Annotated in this window: 16 protein-coding genes; 8 read left to right on the forward strand and 8 right to left on the reverse strand. The window is 67.3% G+C overall.

The window, feature by feature from the left end; translation table 11 throughout:
* Nucleotide 1: 1 nt before the first annotated feature.
* Nucleotides 2-1,063, reverse strand: coding sequence for an alpha/beta hydrolase (locus tag LLW23_RS15780; RefSeq protein ID WP_228946446.1), 1,062 nt, complete (start codon nt 1,061-1,063; stop codon nt 2-4).
* Nucleotides 1,064-1,153: 90 nt separating this feature from the next.
* On the opposite strand from LLW23_RS15780, the gene phaR reads away from it, so the two are divergent.
* On the forward strand, nt 1,154-1,720 hold the full coding sequence (phaR, locus tag LLW23_RS15785) for a polyhydroxyalkanoate synthesis repressor PhaR (RefSeq protein WP_228946447.1): 567 nt from the start codon (nt 1,154-1,156) through the stop codon (nt 1,718-1,720).
* Nucleotides 1,721-1,833: 113 nt separating this feature from the next.
* Here phaR and LLW23_RS15790 read toward each other — a convergent pair whose 3' ends face one another.
* A complete protein-coding gene (locus LLW23_RS15790; RefSeq protein WP_228946448.1) occupies nt 1,834-2,631 on the reverse strand; it encodes a class I SAM-dependent methyltransferase in 798 nt (265 codons plus the stop codon).
* A 68-nt stretch (nt 2,632-2,699) separates the two neighbouring features.
* On the opposite strand from LLW23_RS15790, the gene LLW23_RS15795 reads away from it, so the two are divergent.
* From LLW23_RS15795 to LLW23_RS15805, 3 genes are read left to right on the forward strand one after another with little or no spacing between them, the layout of a single operon-like run.
* Complete coding sequence (locus LLW23_RS15795; RefSeq protein ID WP_228946449.1) at nt 2,700-3,356, forward strand: 5-oxoprolinase subunit B family protein; 657 nt, start codon at nt 2,700-2,702, stop codon at nt 3,354-3,356.
* Nucleotides 3,353-4,363 (forward strand): 5-oxoprolinase subunit C family protein, encoded by a 1,011-nt coding sequence (locus LLW23_RS15800; protein ID WP_228946450.1) that lies wholly within the window; start codon nt 3,353-3,355, stop codon nt 4,361-4,363. The genes LLW23_RS15795 and LLW23_RS15800 overlap by 4 nt, the downstream gene beginning before the upstream one ends.
* A 16-nt stretch (nt 4,364-4,379) precedes the next feature.
* A complete protein-coding gene (locus LLW23_RS15805; protein ID WP_228946451.1) occupies nt 4,380-5,117 on the forward strand; it encodes a DUF4336 domain-containing protein in 738 nt (245 codons plus the stop codon).
* An 89-nt stretch (nt 5,118-5,206) separates the two neighbouring features.
* On the opposite strand, the gene LLW23_RS15810 is transcribed toward LLW23_RS15805, so the two are convergent.
* The 3 genes from LLW23_RS15810 to LLW23_RS15820 form a co-directional block, all read right to left on the reverse strand.
* A complete protein-coding gene (locus tag LLW23_RS15810) occupies nt 5,207-5,602 on the reverse strand; it encodes a hypothetical protein (protein ID WP_228946452.1) in 396 nt (131 codons plus the stop codon).
* Between the two features lie 705 nt (nt 5,603-6,307).
* Nucleotides 6,308-7,810 (reverse strand): anthranilate synthase component I, encoded by a 1,503-nt coding sequence (gene trpE / locus LLW23_RS15815; protein ID WP_228946453.1) that lies wholly within the window; start codon nt 7,808-7,810, stop codon nt 6,308-6,310.
* Nucleotides 7,794-9,731 (reverse strand): peptidylprolyl isomerase, encoded by a 1,938-nt coding sequence (locus LLW23_RS15820; RefSeq protein WP_228946454.1) that lies wholly within the window; start codon nt 9,729-9,731, stop codon nt 7,794-7,796. The genes trpE and LLW23_RS15820 overlap by 17 nt, the downstream gene beginning before the upstream one ends.
* A gap of 85 nt (nt 9,732-9,816) precedes the next feature.
* Between LLW23_RS15820 and tpiA the strand changes: the two genes are divergently transcribed.
* On the forward strand, nt 9,817-10,551 hold the full coding sequence (gene tpiA / locus LLW23_RS15825; RefSeq protein ID WP_228946455.1) for a triose-phosphate isomerase: 735 nt from the start codon (nt 9,817-9,819) through the stop codon (nt 10,549-10,551).
* A 160-nt stretch (nt 10,552-10,711) separates the two neighbouring features.
* The gene (locus LLW23_RS15830; RefSeq protein WP_228946456.1) at nt 10,712-11,296 is read left to right on the forward strand and encodes a cupin domain-containing protein; all 585 of its coding nucleotides are present in this window, start codon (nt 10,712-10,714) and stop codon (nt 11,294-11,296) included.
* A gap of 79 nt (nt 11,297-11,375) precedes the next feature.
* Here the strand turns inward: LLW23_RS15830 and LLW23_RS15835 are convergent, their stop codons facing one another.
* Together LLW23_RS15835 and LLW23_RS15840 are read right to left on the reverse strand one after the other, a co-directional pair.
* Entirely contained in the window at nt 11,376-11,918 is a 543-nt protein-coding gene (locus LLW23_RS15835) for a tetratricopeptide repeat protein (RefSeq protein ID WP_228946457.1), read from the reverse strand.
* 117 nt (nt 11,919-12,035) lie between these two features.
* Nucleotides 12,036-13,418 carry a leucyl aminopeptidase family protein gene (locus LLW23_RS15840; RefSeq protein ID WP_228946458.1) on the reverse strand — a complete coding sequence of 461 codons (1,383 nt, stop codon included), beginning with the start codon at nt 13,416-13,418 and terminating at the stop codon, nt 12,036-12,038.
* A 178-nt stretch (nt 13,419-13,596) separates the two neighbouring features.
* Here LLW23_RS15840 and trxB point away from each other — a divergent pair, with 178 nt between their 5' ends.
* Together trxB and LLW23_RS15850 are read left to right on the forward strand one after the other, a co-directional pair.
* Entirely contained in the window at nt 13,597-14,544 is a 948-nt protein-coding gene (gene trxB, locus LLW23_RS15845) for a thioredoxin-disulfide reductase (protein ID WP_228946459.1), read from the forward strand.
* Nucleotides 14,545-14,657: 113 nt separating this feature from the next.
* Complete coding sequence (locus LLW23_RS15850; RefSeq protein WP_228946460.1) at nt 14,658-16,178, forward strand: S10 family peptidase; 1,521 nt, start codon at nt 14,658-14,660, stop codon at nt 16,176-16,178.
* On the opposite strand, the gene LLW23_RS15855 is transcribed toward LLW23_RS15850, so the two are convergent.
* The gene (locus LLW23_RS15855) at nt 16,162-16,950 is read right to left on the reverse strand and encodes a hydrolase 1, exosortase A system-associated (protein ID WP_228946461.1); all 789 of its coding nucleotides are present in this window, start codon (nt 16,948-16,950) and stop codon (nt 16,162-16,164) included. The two genes, LLW23_RS15850 and LLW23_RS15855, sit on opposite strands and share 17 nt — an antisense overlap.
* Nucleotides 16,951-16,958 lie beyond the last annotated feature (8 nt).

Raw genomic sequence — 16,958 nt, forward strand, 5'->3', positions numbered from 1 at the left:
GTCATCCCGGCCTTGAGCCGGGATCCCGCTTCTTCTCCCTCGCAGCCAAGGCAGCGTGACCCCGGATCAAGTCCGGGGTGACGGGGATGGGCACGCTCCCCAACCAATCCCGCAACGGCTCCCACAATTGCGCCCGCGCGCGGCTGCCCACCACCATCCCGACATGCCCCGCGCCCAGATCGCACCGCTCAGGCAGCCCGATCGCAGTCGCGGCCGGCACAATCCGATCGCTCAGCGAGACGAACTCGATCGCCGGGCAGGGCAGCGCCAGCGGATCGACGACCGCCCCCGCCACCCGCCACGCGCCGCGCCCCGGCGCATCGTCCGCCAGCATCTGCTCGAACAACTCCGCGCCCGCCGCATAGGTCAGCGGCGCGCCGGCATTCGCCCAATCCTCCATCGCCACGAACATCCCGGTCTCGGGCTCCGGCATCGCCGCAAACGCCTCGTACTTGGCGATGGTGCGGGCGGGATCGAGCTTCCAGAACCCCGATTGCAGCACCTCCATCGGCACCAGCCCCAGCTGCGCGCAAGCGGGCTTAGCCGCCCCCCACAGCGCCGCCATGTCCTTGCGCCCCGCCGCGCCATAACCGTCGAACCGCCACGGCGAAGCGATCGTCGCCACCCCAGCAAGCAGCCCGCTCGCCGCCGCCGCGACGCTCATCGTCCCGCCGAGACAATAGCCGACCACGATCGGCGGCGTCTCGAACCGCCGCAGCAACGGCAGCAGCAAGCGCTCGACATGCCCCGCAACGTCGAGGCCGTGATCCGCCGGCCTAGGTTCCCCCCAATCGAGCAGCCACGCGTGAAAGCCCTGCTCGGCGATCCACCGGACGAGCGATCGCCCTTCCATCAGGTCGAGGATGAAGGGCGGGTTGATCAGCGACGGCACGAACAACACTGGCCGCCCCGTGCCGCCGTAATCACGCAACCGTGCTCGACCCTGCCGCCGCCGCGCCGGCGCCATCCGCCGCAACCGTCGTGGCGCCTCCTGATACCGCGTCAGTCCAGCCAGCGCCGCCGCCTGTCGATCATCATTTGCTGCGGTTTCGCTGCGCAGCAAATCGAGGAACAGGGGCAGCGGCCGGGGTCCGTGTTGCGGTGCCGCATAAGATGCTGTAGCGCCTTGAACCATATTGGGTGGGGCCTTGCGATGAAGAAACAGCACGACGTGAACGGCGTGGTCGTCATCAAGAAATACGCCAATCGTCGGCTCTACAACACCGAAAGCTCATCCTACATCACGCTCGAGCATTTGGCCGCGATGACGCGCGACGGGCGCGAGTTCAAGGTCGTCGACGCCAAGTCCGACGACGATATCACGCATAGCGTGCTCACCCAGATCATCATGGAAGAGGAAGGCCGCGGCAACACGCCGATGCTGCCGGTGAACTTCCTGCGTCAGCTCATTGCGATGTACGGCGATTCGATGCAGGCAATGGTGCCCGGCTATCTCGAAGCCTCGATGGAAAGCTTCCGCCGCAACCAGGCGCAATTCAAGTCTGCGGTCGAAGGCGCCTTCGCCGGCTCGCCCTTCGCCGAAATGGCCAAGCGCAACATGGCGATGTTCGAAGTCGCCACCAGCGCCTTCAAGCCCAAGCCTGCGGCAACCACCGGCACCGTTCCGGCCGTCCACCACGGTAGCAAGGATGACGAGATCGCCGCGCTGAAGGCCGAACTCGCGAACCTGCAGGACAAGGTGAACAAGTTGGCGCAGTAATGCGTCAGTCATTCACCGCTCTGTCACTCCGGCCTTGAGCCGGGGTCCCGCTTCTTCATCGGGCGGTCAGGTCACCGTCACCCCGGATCAAGTCCGGGGCAACGGCGCAATCCTCACTTCGGCTTGACGAACTTCAGCGTAAACCGATCGCTCTCGCCGATTGCCGCATACTTTGCCTTGTCGACATCCTTCAGCCGATAGTTCGGCGGCAGCGTCCATACGCCCTCGGGGTGATCGTGCGTGTCCTTCGGGTTCGCATTGACGCGGCTCTCGCCTGCCAGCTTGAAGCCCGCCGCCTGCGCCAGCCGCACCACGGTCGAGCGCTTGATATAGCCGCTCTTCTTCTCCAGCGCGGTGTCCATCGTCTCGGGCAGGCGGTGATCGACCACGCCCAGCGTGCCGCCCGGCTTCAGCGCCGCGAAGAATGCAGCGAACGTGCGGCCAGCGACTTGCTGGTCCTCGCCCATCAGCAGATTGTGGACGTTGCGGAACGTCAGCACGACATCCGCGCTGCCCGCCGGAAGCGTGCTGACGCCGGTCGCCGGATCGATTGTCGCCACCGTCGCCGGGCCGAACCATGCTTCCTTCGTCGTCAGCATCTTCTGCACGCCCTCGGCATTCCGGGTCGGCACGAACGCGACATAGCGGCCCTTGCCCTTCACCATCGGCGCGAGGATCTCGGTATACCAGCCGCCGCCGGGGATGAACTCGACGACCGTGTCGGTCGGCTTCACGCCGAAGAAGGCGAGCGTTTCGGCCGGGTGGCGATAGCGGTCGCGCGCGCGGTTCGCCTCGCTGCGCTGCGTGTCGGCGATCGCTGCCTTCACCGCGGTAGTGGGCGCTGTTGCGGTCTGCGCGACGAGCGCGGAGGCACTGGCGAGCAGAACGGTCGCAATGGCGATGGTGCGCATGTATCTCTCTCCCGAAGGTTGTGCGCGAGGTGTGGAGGCAAGCCGATGGTAACGCAAGCGGGCGCGCGGTGACGCCGCCGATCTTTCGGCCGGCCGGCGCCGGTGCGCTGCTGGCGGACTTCGGCGGCGCGATCGACGAGGCGGTGTTCGCTCGCGTCGTCGCGCTCGATCGTGCGCTGGCGCACGCCGCGCCGCCTGGCCTGATCGAAACGGTGCCCGCCTATACCAGCCTGCTGCTTGTCTTCGATCCCCTCGCCACCGATCACGCCGCGATCGAGGCGCTCGCCGCGCCGCATGCCGCAGCGCCCGCCGCTGACTTCGCCAATGTCGCGACGCACGAGGTGCCGGTCTGCTACGACTGCGCAGACGCGCCCGATCTCGCCGCAGTCGCCGAACGGCTCGCGATGCCGCCGGAAGCGGTGATCGCCGCGCATCTCGCGGGCGACTATCGCGTGTTCATGTACGGCTTCGCGCCCGGCTACGCCTACCTCGGCGGCGTGCCCGAGGCGCTCCACCTGCCACGCAAGCCCGCCGCCGTACGCGGCCATCCCCTCGGCAGCGTGATGATCGCCGGCCCGCAATGCCTGATCACGACGCTGCCGATGCCGACCGGCTGGTGGGTGATCGGCCGCACGCCCCTGCGCGTGCTCGACGCCGCCGCCGAGAAGCCGTTCCGCTTCGAGCCGGGCGACCGCGTCCGCTTCACCCGCATCGCTGCGGCATGACCAATGCGCGCGTCCGCATCGTCGCGGCGGGTCCGCTCACCAGCGTGCAGGATCGCGGCCGCGCCGGCTGGCGCCGCTTCGGCGCTCCCCCATCAGGCCCGATCGACCGCCGCGCCTTCGCAGCCGCGCTGGCCGCGCTAGGTCTGGCGGCCGACGCAGCAGCGATCGAGTTATCACTCGGCGGCCTCACGATCATCGCCGAGGACACGCCCGTCGCCATCGCGCTCGCCGGCGCCGCGACCGCCAGGATCGACGGCATCGCGATCGGCGGCTGGTGCGTGACGACGCTGATGCCCGGTTCGCAATGCCGCATCGAGCCGACCAGCGCCAACTGGGGCTATTGCGCACTGGCGGGCACGATCGAGGCGCCCGCCTGGCTCGACAGCCGCTCGACCCACCTGATCGCCGGCCTAGGCGGCGGCCGGCTGGCGGCCGGCGACACACTGACGATCGCCACCGCGCGCGACGACCTCGCCGCCACCGCCATCCCCCCGCCCGAGCGCGATCCAATCACCGAAGCGCGCATCATCCTCGGCCCGCAACACCGCTTCTTCGATACCGACGTGCTGGCCCGGCTCACCGACCAGCCCTTCACCACCAGCGCCCGCTTCGACCGCATGGGGCTCGTCCTCGACGGCCCCCCGCTACCCCCCAACCGCATCGACATGCCAAGCGAACCCGCCATCCGCGGTGCGCTGCAAGTGGACGGCGACGGCCGCATCAGCCTCCTCACCGCCGATCACCAGACCACCGGCGGCTACCCCCGCATCGCCGTCGTGGTGGAACCCGACATCGACCGGGTGGCGCAACTGTCGCCTGGCTCGCCGCTGCGGTTCGTGGCGATCGATGCGTCAAAAGCCATCGCCCTGACGCGCGCGGCGGCGGCGCACGACGCCGCTTGGCTCACCCGCATCGCAGACGCCCGCCGCCCGCGCCCATCGTTGCTGACCGTCAACCTTATCGGCGGGGTGGTGGATGCGCTGGGCGATCCTGGCACGCCCTCATAATCATGGATGCTCGATCATGACGCGCCTCGGCTACACGCCTTACGAACCCCAGCTCGTGCCGGTCGAATGGGCAGAGAATATCTGGACGGTCGAAGGGCCTGAAGTCGCGTATCGGTTGGCCGGCATGGCCATTCCTTGCCCAACCCGGATGACCGTCGCGAAGCTCGCCGATGGCGGGCTGTGGCTACATTCGCCAGTGGCCTACACGGCGGCGCTCGATCAAGCATTGGCAAAGCTCGGACGCGTTTCGGCTTTGATCGCGCCGAACAGCTATCACTATCTGAACGTCAAACCCTGGGCGGAAGCGCACCGCGAATCAGCCGTCTTCGCCTCGCCTGATGTCGTGCAGAAGATCGATCTCGCGAGGTGCATCGCACTTGTAACCGACACGTCACCGAAACGGGCGACCGAGATCGAACAGGTCTCGATTGATCTGGGCAGTTTCAAAGAGACGGTCTTCTTCCATCGAGCATCGCGCACGCTCATCGTAACCGACCTGATGCAGACCTTCGAAGAGTCACGCATCCGGAGCCTTCCGATCAAACTGCTGCTGAAAGCCGGCGGCGCAACCGGTCCGAACGCCCGCCCATCGATCGAGATCAGGCTCGCCGCCCGCAGCCATCGCGAAGCGTTGCGCGCGGGTGTGGAACGGATGATCGAATGGAACCCAGAACGGATTATCCTGTCGCACGGTCGGTGCGTTCAGACCAACGCGGTCGCGGAGATAGAACGGGCGTTCCGCTGGGTCGCGTGAACGAACGACTGCTTTTCTGGGGCGGCGTTAGCGGTTGAGGTCAATACTCGGTGGTTGGCGGACCGTCTGCTTTCGGAGCAATGGCGTAATTAGCGGGCCTCGATACGTTCGACGCGAGCATAGAAGTCGAAAGATACCTTGCGCGCCATGCAGGTGAGCGCGCGTTGTCCCGCACGGCTATTTGCGATCAGCATCTCGTTGCTGTGGTCGTAGTTCAAGCCGCGCCATCGAAAGCGCCGCTGTCCGCAATTCAACGCTGCTTTGGTCAAAGCTCGAACGGGATCGACTTCTGCCGGTAGGCCCTTCTGATTAACCCCGCGCCACGTTCCCCTAAAAATTCGCCCGGCATACGGATCTTGTTCACGTGGGTTCGGAACACCGGGCAGACTTATCACCAGCCACGAATTGCCTCCTGTCTGCACCTCCGTGTGAGCGTGAATGGGCAGTAGATACAAAAAGCTTGCGAGGAAGATGAGGCGCGTCAAGACGCTATCATGCCGTCCTGATCGAACGTCTGCAATCAAGAAGCCAGAAGCTCTCTCCAACCGTCAGAAAGTGGGCGGGAGCCGCCCGGCCGCTTTTCCTCCCGAGAGCGGACGGTCCGGTTTCGGGAACGTGGCTAGATCGCCAGCGGTTTGAACGTCGCGAGTTGGTGGTTACCTGCCGTTCCACTTTACGGTTTCGGCACATAGCTGCCGCCCGTTTCGCAAGCTTTGTACAGCGAAAACCCCGACTCGAACTGTACGCCGTTTTCCGGTTTCGTCGTATTTAGGCTCACCGTAATCAAGAGTCTGAACGTCATACGAAGAAGCACCACGGACCTCGACGATCAGTTGATTGCCGCCCTCCCAATGTAGAAGCGGCTGATCCGACTTGGCAGCAGACACAATCGTACTGCCAGCCAGCGGTGACCCTGATAATTGGCGAATAAGCCGGACCCGTACATGATCGCTGTTGGACGCTGGTGCGCCCTTATACTCGGCCACCGCCACATAATCTCCATCGGGAGACTTCGCGCTACTTTTCTGTGTCCATTCAGAACGACCGCAACCGCTAATAGCAAGCGTCATTGCAACGAGAGCGGGAAGCGGTCGCATCATAAATGCCGTAGCGGAAGGGCGAGAGACCGCATACACACGCTAGAACGGTGAAAACAAAAGTCCGGAAGTGGGCGCTAGCAGCACGTCCCCCTACTGCCCGAACCCACCCTCGCCAGCCCGCGTAACCGCCTCGCGCGCCGCCGCCAGCAGTGCGCCGGCCTTCGCTTCGCACTCGCGCTGTTCGTAAACCGGGTCGCTGTCGGCTACGATCCCTGCGCCCGCCTGCACGTGGATCGTCCCGTCCTTCACCACCGCGGTGCGCAGCACGATGCACGAATCCATCGATCCGTCGGGCGAGAAATAGCCGACGCCACCGGCATAAGCCCCGCGCTTCTCGCCCTCCAGCTCCGCGATGATCTGGCACGCCCGCACCTTGGGCGCGCCGCTGACGGTGCCGGCCGGAAATCCCGCGAACAGCGCGTCGATCGCATCGTGCTTGTCATCCAGCCGCCCGGTCACGTTCGACACGATGTGCATCACATGGCTGTAGAATTCGACCATATAACTGTCGGTCACGTGCACCGATCCCGCCGCCGCCACCCGCCCGACATCGTTGCGCCCGAGATCGAGCAGCATCAGATGCTCGGCGCGCTCCTTCGGGTCGGCGAGCAGGCTCGCGCGGTTCGCCTCGTCCTCGCTTGCGGTCTTGCCGCGCGGCCGGGTGCCCGCGATCGGCCTAATCGTCACCTCGCCATCGCGAACGCGCACGAGGATCTCGGGGCTCGATCCGGTCAGCGAGAACCCCGGCAGATCGAGGTGATAGAGGAACGGTGACGGATTGATCCGCCGCAGCGCGCGATACAGTTCGAACGGCGGCAGCGCGAACGGCGCGGTGAAGCGCTGCGCCAGCACCACCTGGAACACGTCGCCCGCGACGATATAGTCCTTCGCCGCCAGCACCATCTCGGCATAGCGCCCCGCCGGCAGCGTCGGCGTCAGCGCGATCTCGACCGGCTCGGCGCGCACCCGCGGCGGCAGCGTCGCAAGCGCGAGCCGCGCCTCTACCGCATCCAGCCGCTCCTCCGCCGCCTCGACGATCGCCGCCGGATCGCGCGTCGCATCCGGCCACACCGGCGCCACGAGGAACAGCGCGTCCGCGAGCCGGTCGAACACCAGCACCACCGTCGGCCGCACGAACATCATGTCGGGCAGCCCGAGCGCATCCACCTCGCGTACCGGCAGCGTCTCGACCAGCCCGATCGTCTCGTAGCCGAAATAGCCGACGAGGCAGGCGAGCGCGCGCGGCAGTTCGGGCGGCACGTCCATCCGGCACGATGCGACCAGCTCGCGCAAAGCATCGAGCGTCGGGGCAGGGCAGGGCGCGAACGCGTCGCGATCGGTCAGCCACGTCCGGTTGATCGCCGCCGCATTCCCCTCGGCACGGAACACCAGATCCGGCGCCAGCCCGATCAGGCTGTGCCGCCCGCGCACCGCGCCGCCCTCGACCGATTCGAGTAGGAAATCGCCGCGCCCCGGCTCGATCAGCTTCAGCGCCGCGGCGACCGGCGTCTCGGTATCGGCAATCCGCCGCCGCCAGACGAGCGCCGGCGCGCGAGCCGCGAGCGCATCCAGAGGCTTACGGATTGGAGCCACCCGTCAGGCTGGCCTTCACCTTGGCAATCGCATCGGCATTGCGCGTCACCTTCAGCTGCGCCTTCACCGCCTCGGTGAATTGCTGCGCATATTCCGCGCCGACCACCTGGCCGAGATCCCGCCGCGTCGCGGTGATCACCGGCGGCGCCTTGGCCGCATCGCCCGCCGCGATCTGATCCAGCTTGATCACCATCCAGCCCTGGCCGCCCGGCGCTTCGAGCATCTTGGCCGTGCCGCCCTTCATGCTGAACAGCAGCGCCAGCGCCGCATTCGGCCCGCGCGGATCGGCTTTAATCTGTGATCGCGCCGCAACGATCCGCTCGACCTTGCCGCCCGTGACACCCGAGCCGGCGAGCGCCTGCGCCACCGGCGTGCCCTTGTTGATCGCCGCCAGCACCTTGGTCGCCGCGACCCGCGCCGCGCGCCGGGCACGATCGGCGATCACGTCGGCGGTCACTTGCGCGCGCACTGCCGCCAGCGGCCGCGGCGCTGCACGCACGATCCGGTCGAGCGCCACCAGCGCGAAGCTGCCGTCCGCCGCGGTCTGCACCACTTGCGGATCGTCGCCTTCCTCGGCCTGGAACGCGGCCTGGACCAGCGGCGCCAGCTCCGGCGCCGGCCGGTACGCCGGGTTCTCCGGATCGGCCCCTTGGGTAGTCAGCGCCGGCGTCGTCGCCGCGGTCAGCTTCTGGTCGGCCACCAGCTCGGCGAAATTGCTGTTGTCACCGATCCCGCCTTCCAGCGCGTCGCGGATCGCGTTCAGCGCCTCCGCCGTCCGCGTCTTGGTCAGCTCCTCCACCAGCGTGCCGCGTGCCTCGGCGAGCGTCTGGCCCGGCACCTGCGCGACCGCATCCACCTTGCCGACGATGAACCCGATCGGCCCACGCACCGGCCCGACGACGCCATTCGCGCCCGCCGCAAACACCGCATCGGCCACCGCCTGCGACGTCGCGCTCGCCAGCGCCGCCTTATCCTGCCCTGCGAGCGTGCGCGCCTCAAGCCCCGCAGCGCGCGCCGCGTCCGCCACCGACGTCCCGCCACGCACCTTACCGGCCAGCGCGTTCGCCGCATTCTGGTCGAGCACCGTCACCAGCGACACCGATCGCGTCTCGCGCGCCGCCCAGCGCGCCTTGTCGCCGTTATAAGCCTTGGCGATGTCCGCCTCACCCGGCGTCGCGCGTGCCTTGACGCTCTCGGGCGTCACCAGCGCATAGCGCACCACCCGCCGCTCGGGCACCGAATAGCGCGCGATGTTGCGGCCGTACCAGGTTTGCAGCTCGGCATCGGTCGGTGCCGGCCCTGCCGGCACGCCGGCGGTCGGGATCATCGCCGCTTGCCCCGCGCGCCGCTCCAGCAGCAGCGAGGCATAGGGCAGCGCCAGCGTCTCGGGCACTTGGCTCGCGCCGACTTGCGGCCGCACGAGGAACTGCACCATCGTCTCGCGCGCGATATCGCCCTGCACCTGCGCGTCGGTCAGCTTGTTGCGCGCCAGCACCTGTTCGTAGATCGCCTGGTCGAAATTGCCGGTCGGCCCCTTCAGCGCGGGAATGTTGCGCAGCTCGCTGCCCACCAACGCGCGGCTCACCACCATGCCCTGCTGCTCGCCATAGGCCTCCAGCGCGAGCCCATTGAGCATCCGGTCGAGCACGCTTTCCACGCCGCCGGCGGCGACGAACTGCGCCATGTCGACGTTGGGATTGCGCTGCTGCGCGCCCTGCAGCTCGCTCTGTACGCGCTCGGTCAGCTCGCGCTCGGTCACCTTGGCACCGCCGACGCTCGCCACCGAGGTGCCGGTGAGCCCGCTCGTCTGTAGCCCGGTCACGTCGCCCAGCGCGAACGCCAGCGCGATGATGCCGAGCACCAGCCCGGAGATGATGACGCCGAGGCGCGAATTGATGATCCGACGGAAGAAACCGAGCATGAAGCGCCAATCTGTTGAACGGCGCTCGCTTTAGAAGGGCGCCTTCGTTACCGCAACGGCCGCGGAAGCTAAGGAGAGCGGGTACATGCGGCGCAAGTTCGTGGCGGGCAACTGGAAGATGAACGGCAGCCTCGCGGCACTTGCCGAACTCGAAGCGATCGCCGCCGCGATCGATCCGCGCGTCGATGTCGCCGTGGCCGTTCCCGCGACGCTGATCCACGCCGCGAACGCGCGCGCGGGCTTCCCGATCGGCGCGCAGGACGTCCACGCCGCCGATAGCGGCGCGCACACCGGCTGCCTCTCCGCGCCGATGATCGCGGAAGCCGGCGCCGCCTTCGCGATCGTCGGCCATTCGGAACGCCGCCAGGGCCAGCACGAAACCGATGCGGACGTGAAGGCCAAGGCCGAAGCGCTCCACCGCCACCGCCTCGATGCGATCCTGTGCGTCGGCGAAACGCTCGACCAGCGCGAGGCTGGCCAGGCCGAAGCCGTCGTTACCGCGCAAGTCCTCGCCTCGCTCCCCGAAGGCGCCGCCGGCGACTGGCTTGCGATCGCCTACGAGCCGATCTGGGCGATCGGCACCGGCAAGGTCGCCACCGTCGCCGACGTCGAGACAATGCACGCCGCGATTTGCAGCGCGCTCGTCGAAGCGCTGGGCCAGGAAGCCGCCGACGCGATCCGCCTGTTGTACGGCGGGTCGGTCACCGCCGAGAACGCCGCCGGCCTCCTCCACGCCGCCGAAGTCGACGGCGCGCTGGTCGGCGGCGCCAGCCTTACCGCGGCGAAGTTTGTGCCGATCATAAAGGCAGCGGCAGGATAGCAAAACCCCCTCTCCCCTTGTGGGAGAGGGAACGGGCCCGCTCGCGTCAGCGAGTGGGAAGGGTGAGGGTAGAGCATAGCCACGCCCTCGACTCAGCCTAACGCAACCGCCAAACCTCTCCCAAACCCAGCCCACCCGAGGCCAGGATCAGGAGAGCCCCATGCCCCAACCGTTGCCGCCACTACGCCGCATCGTCACCGCGATCGACGAATCCGGCCAATCCTACATCGCCGAATCCGGCCCAAGCCTAGCAACGCTGGAACTCCCCGGCAGCCCCTATCGCAACGCCAACCTCTGGCGCACGCAGGCCGCCCCCAGTCCGATCGAAGCCCCCGACACGATCACGCAGCACAAGGGCGTCCTCCCGCCCACATCAGGCACCGTCCTGCGCGCAATCGACTTCCCCCCGATGGCCGCCTCCCGCGAGGAACAGGCCGCGCTCACCGCCAAGGTCTTTGCCGAGCTATATCCCGACGCCGACCACCACGCCGATTCCACCCGCAGCGCCAGCATGCACACCACCGACACGATCGATTACGCGATCGTCCTCGCCGGCGAGATCTGGGCCATCATGGATCGCGACGAGATGCTGATGAAGGCCGGCGACATCCTGATCCAGCGCGGCACTGCCCACGGCTGGGAAAACCGCTCGACCGAGATGGCGCGGGTGGCGTTCGTGCTGATCGATGCCACGCGGGGTGGGGGGGTGATGCCTGATCGCACCACGGCCTGTATCGAAGGCTAGCCCAGGCTAGATTGCTTGCCTTGACGAAAACACCACCAAGGTAAGTATCGCGCCGGGGCCGGCTCAGTTGCAGCAAGCGTCAGTCCAACTCGCGCTCCAGCGCGCTTACTGCCCGGCTGAGAGACTCGTTCCGCGCACAACCCGTGCCGCACTTCTCCTGCTGGCTGCGCAGCTTGCCCAGGATGTCGCGTGCCGCGTCTTCGTTGCCGAGGCTGAGTTCCGCCGCTGCCAACCCAGTAAGCGCGCTGGGATCACGGTATCGTGTGATCTTCGCGGCCCTCAGGAACCGCCACCGTGCAGCATCCGCATCACCCAGCTTCAATGACGTGATGCCTTTCAGCAGGTTGGTCTCTGCTGTGGTCTGCCGCACATAGAAGTGGTCGAGCACCCGGTCCGCCTCGGCGTATCGGCCCTCAAGGATTAACTTGCGCGCCGCCTCTACCGGAAAATAGCGCTTGGTGCTGCCGGGAAAATAGGGTGTCGGCTGAAGCGCGCTGTTGGCCGGAACGCCGAGTGCGCTGGCGGGAGCACCGGGCGAGCCATAGCCCGGCCCGATCGAGACCTGCGCCACGGCAGGTGCGGCAGCGATCACTGCAAGTGGAAACAGCCAAGCCAACCGCATGACATTCTCCTATCCGTGCATCGCCGCCGATGTGCCGACGAGTCAGCTAGAGGATGCATGAAACTGGCGATTGTTCCAATCTTTCAGCCTCGAACTCACAGCCGAAGTAACGCGCCCTTACCCGAACCGCGCCTTCAACACCCCCCACGCCGCGCGCAGCCCAAGCGCCTCGCCGCCCTTCGGCCGCCCCGGCTTCGCCGCCGGCCGCCACGCGAACGTATCGACATGCGCCCACGCCACCCCTCTCGGCACGAACCGCCGCAGGAACAGCCCCGCCGTCACCGCGCCGGCAAACCCGCCATCGGGCGCATTCACCAGATCCGCGATGTCGGACTTCAGCATCTCGTCATACCCGTCCCACAGCGGCAACTGCCACAACGGATCGTGCGCCGCCGTCCCCGCCGCGAGCAACTCCGCTGCCAGCGCCGCGTCATCCGAGAACAGCGCCGGCAAGTCCGGCCCCAGCGCCACGCGCGCCGCGCCGGTCAGCGTCGCAAAATCGAGCATCAGCGTCGGCGACCCTTCCGCCGCCTTCGTCAGCGCATCGCCCAGGATCAGCCGACCCTCGGCATCGGTATTGGTATTCTCCACGGTCAAACCGAGCCGCGTCTTGAGCACGTCGCCCGGCCGGAACGCATTGCCCGCGATCACATTCTCCACCGCCGGCACCAGCAGGTGCAGCCGCACCTTCAGCTTCGCCGCCATCACCAGCCCGGCAAGCGCGATGGTATGCGCCGCGCCGCCCATGTCCTTCTTCATCGCGCGCATGCCCGCCGACGGCTTGATGTCGAGCCCGCCCGAATCGAAGCACACCCCCTTGCCGACCAGCGCTACCCGCGGATGCGTGGGATCGCCCCATTCGAGCTCGATCAGCCGCGGCGCGCGATCCTTGCTCGCCGCCTGGCCCACGGTGTGAATCATCGGATACCCGGCGGCGAGCGCATCGCCGCGCGTCACCTCGACGGTGGCGCCATGCTTCCTCGCCAGCGCCTCGACAATCGCCTCCAGCTCCGCCGGCCCCAGATCCGACGCCCCGGTATCGACCAGGTCGCGCACCTGCGCAGTCGCCTCCGCCAGCCGCACGATCTCCTCGATCCGCGCCGGCTCCCCCGTCAGCAGCACGCGCGCACCAACCGGCTCGGTCTTGCGATATCGCGTGAAGCGATGCTGCGCGAGGCACCAGCCGAGCATCGCCGCCCCCGGCTCGCCCTCCGCTAGCCGATACGTCCCCTCCGGCAAGCCATCGCCGAGCGACGCGATCCGCCACGGCGAGGTCACGTCCTCGTTGCACACCAGCAGCATCGCCCAATCGTCCGCCGCATCCCCCGGCAGGATCGCGCGATTGCCGGGCTTGCCGACCACCTTGTTCGCCGCCACCGCCGCGCGCGTCCGCGCCGGTTGCCGCGCGAGCCAGTCGGCATATTGGTCGGGGTGAACAACATGAATGGCGCGCGCGGTCTGGCCGCGATCGGCGGCGAGGAAGCTGGTAAAATCCGTCATCGCTACTTTCTTCTCCCCTCCCGCTTGCGGGAGGGGTCGGGGGAGGGGCTGTCACGAAACTGTCGCCATCGGACATGCCCTCCCCCAACCCCTCCCGCAAGCGGGAGGGGAGTTATGGGGCGTTCCCTTACCCACGGCTGCATCCTACATCGCACGCATGATCACTCATTCGACTCGCATGCTCATCCTCGGCTCCGGCCCCGCCGGGCTGTCAGCGGCCATTTACGGTGCGCGCGCCGGCATGAATCCGATCCTCGTCCAGGGCATCCAGCCCGGCGGTCAGCTGATGACCACCACCGATGTCGAGAACTACCCCGGTTTCGCGGACGTCATCCAGGGCCCCTGGCTGATGGAGCAGATGCAGAAGCAGGCCGAGCATGTCGGCACGAAGCTGATGTGGGACACGGTCGTCGAGGTCGATCTCACCCGCCGCCCGTTCCGCCTCACCGGCGACAGCGGCGACGTGTACGAAGGCGACGTGCTGGTGATCGCCACCGGCGCGCAGGCCAAGTGGCTCGGCCTTGCCAGCGAAGAGGCGATGAAGGGCAAGGGCGTCAGCGCCTGCGCCACCTGCGACGGCTTCTTCTACCGCGGCAAGAAGGTCGCGGTGATCGGCGGCGGCAATACCGCGGTCGAGGAAGCGCTGTACCTCACCAACCATAGCGACGACGTGACGCTGATCCACCGCCGCAGCACGCTGCGCGCCGAGCGGATCCTGCAGGAACGCCTGTTCGCGCACCCGAACGTGACGGTGCTGTGGAACAAGGAAGTCCGCGAGTTCGTCGACGGCGGCGGGACGAAGGGCCTAGTCGCCCTCGACCTGCTCGATAGCGAGACGGGCGAACACAGCCGGCTCGATGTCGACGGCGGCTTCGTCGCGATCGGCCACCATCCCGCGACCGAGCTGTTCCGCGGCCACCTCGAACTGGACGAGGATCATTACATCAAGGTCGAAACCGGCTCGACGCGCACCAGCATCCCCGGCGTGTTCGCGTGCGGCGACGTGATGGACAAGGTGTACCGCCAGGCCGTCACCGCCGCCGGCACCGGCTGCATGGCCGCGCTCGATGCGGAACGCTTCCTCGCCGAAGCCGAGTTTGAGGCGATGGCCGAAGCGGCGGAATAAGCCTTCCCCGTCACCCCGGGCTTGACCCGGGGTCCCGCTTCTTCTTCTCTAAGCGACAGAAGAAAAAGCGGGATGCCGGCTCAAGGCCGGCATGACGGAAGTAGGGGGTACGCTTGAAGTTAAAGATCGCACTGGCGCTCGGCGCCACACTCATCGCCGCGCCACTCACGGCGCAGGACAAGCCCGACACCAAGTCCGAGGCAAAGGCCGAAGCCTCCGCGATCCCGCCCCCCACCGTCTCGATCACCCGCCACTCCGGCACCTTCGGCGGCACCCGCATCAATTACCGCGCCATCGCCGGCGATACGTACCTGAAGGACAAGGACGGCAAGCCGCTCGCGTCGATCACGTCGTACAGCTACATCAAGGAAGGCCCGGTCGATCCCAAGCGCCCGGTAAGCTTCATCTGGAACGGTGGCCCCGGCTCGGGCTCGCTCTGGCTCCACATGGGCGCCTTCGGCCCGCGCCGCGTCGTGATCCCGTCGGATGCCAAGGACGACGGCGCGCCACCCTATCCTATCGTCGAAAACGCCGATTCGCTGCTCGACGTCACTGACATCGTCTTCATCGATCCGGTCGGAACCGGTTTCAGCCGCGCACTCGGCAAGACCGATCCGAAGGATTATTGGGGCGTCACCAAGGACGCCAAGTCGATGGCGGAGTTCATCCGGCTATGGCTCAACGAGCACGGCCGCTGGAACGCGCCCAAGTTCATCGGCGGCGAAAGCTACGGCACCACGCGTTCGGCCGCGGTGATCAACCAGCTCGAAGGCGCCGGCTTCACCGATGTGTCGATCAACGGGATCATCCTGATCTCGTCGATCCTCGATTTCAGCGCCGCGGCGGATGTGCCGGGCAACGAACTCGGCTACGTCACCAACCTGCCGTCGATGGCCGCGACCGCGTGGTTCCACGACAAGGTCGCGAACAAGCCTGCGACCGTCGAGGAATTCGTCGCCGAGTCCAAGGCATTCGCCATCGGCCCCTATGCCTCCGCCCTCCTCAAGGGCAACGCGCTCACCGCGCCCGAACGCCAGGCGATCCTGCCCCAGCTCGCGCGCTACACCGGCGTGTCCGAGGCGTATCTCGCCCGCGCCGACCTGCGCCTCTCGCCCGGCCGCTTCTACAAGGAGCTGCTGCGCGATCGCGGCCAGACGATCGGCCGGCTCGACACGCGCTATCTCGGCAAGGACTATGACGACGCCGGCGAGGAGCCCGACAACGATCCCAGCTTCTACGCGATCGACGGCGCCTACACCGCGGCGATGAACCAGCATTCGCGCGAATTCCTGAACTACTCGCCCGACCTGACCTATTCGTCGATCGGCGGCGTGCGAGATTGGGATTGGCAGATCGGCGGCGGCCCGCGCGGCGGATCAGGCTATCTCAACGTCGCGCCGTACATCGGCAAGGCGCTGCGCGAGAACAGCGGCCTGCGCGTGTTCGTGGGCCAGGGCTATTACGACTTTGCGACGCCCTTCTTCGGTGCCGAATATTCGCTCAACCGCACCGGCATCCCCAACGACGGCCGCATCAGCTGGCATTGGTATCACGCCGGCCACATGATGTACGTCCGCGACGAGGATCTGCGGAAGCTTTCGAGCGACATCCGCGCCTTCATCCGCGCGCGTTGATCACGGATCGGATCGCCGCCTCCAGCGCCGCCGCATCGCCGGCCCGCGCGAAGCTGTGCGATCCGGTATCGATGGAAACGGTGCGCTGCTTGAGCCCGTGGCGATTGGCTGCATCGGCGTAAGCAATCGCGGTCGCATCGCCAGCAGCGAGCACCACCGTCGCCGCATCGCCCCAAGCAGCAATCGCATCGAGCGTCCGGCTCGCAAGATCGTCACGGCGGGGCGGTGAAGCGATACTGCGCACCCCGCGCACCAGCTTCGTCACCGAAAAGCCCCCACGGATCACCTGCCACCACGCCGCGGGATCGCGCAGCCGCGCCGCATAATGTGCCTTGATCGCCGCCGGCGGTGGAAGATCATCGACCTTTGCTACCACCCACGGATTCGCCAGAACAACCGCGTCACACCCCGCCTCACGCCCCCACCAGGCGAGCGTCGTCGCCGCATCGCAATTCCCGAACCCCACGATCCGTTCGACCGACGGTGCAGCGGCACGGAAAGCAGCCGCCGCCGCAATCAGATCCTCGTGCGAGCCCGCGAACCCAGCGTTATCGCCGCCCGAATCCCCAACACCGCGGCGGTCATACCGAAACACCGCCACCCCGCTCGCCGCCAGCCGCCCCGCGAGCAGCGCCATCCCTCGATGCGCCCCAACGCGGACTTCGTTGCCTCCGGTGACGATCAGCAAGCCAGTAGCGCCGCCCGCATCGTCCAGCGTCCCGACCAGCGTCTCGCCCGCGCAGTCGAACATAAGGATCCGACGCTCGGTCATACCCCTAG

It is taken from the genome of Sphingomonas radiodurans (genome assembly GCF_020866845.1).
Taxonomy (GTDB): domain Bacteria; phylum Pseudomonadota; class Alphaproteobacteria; order Sphingomonadales; family Sphingomonadaceae; genus Sphingomonas; species Sphingomonas radiodurans.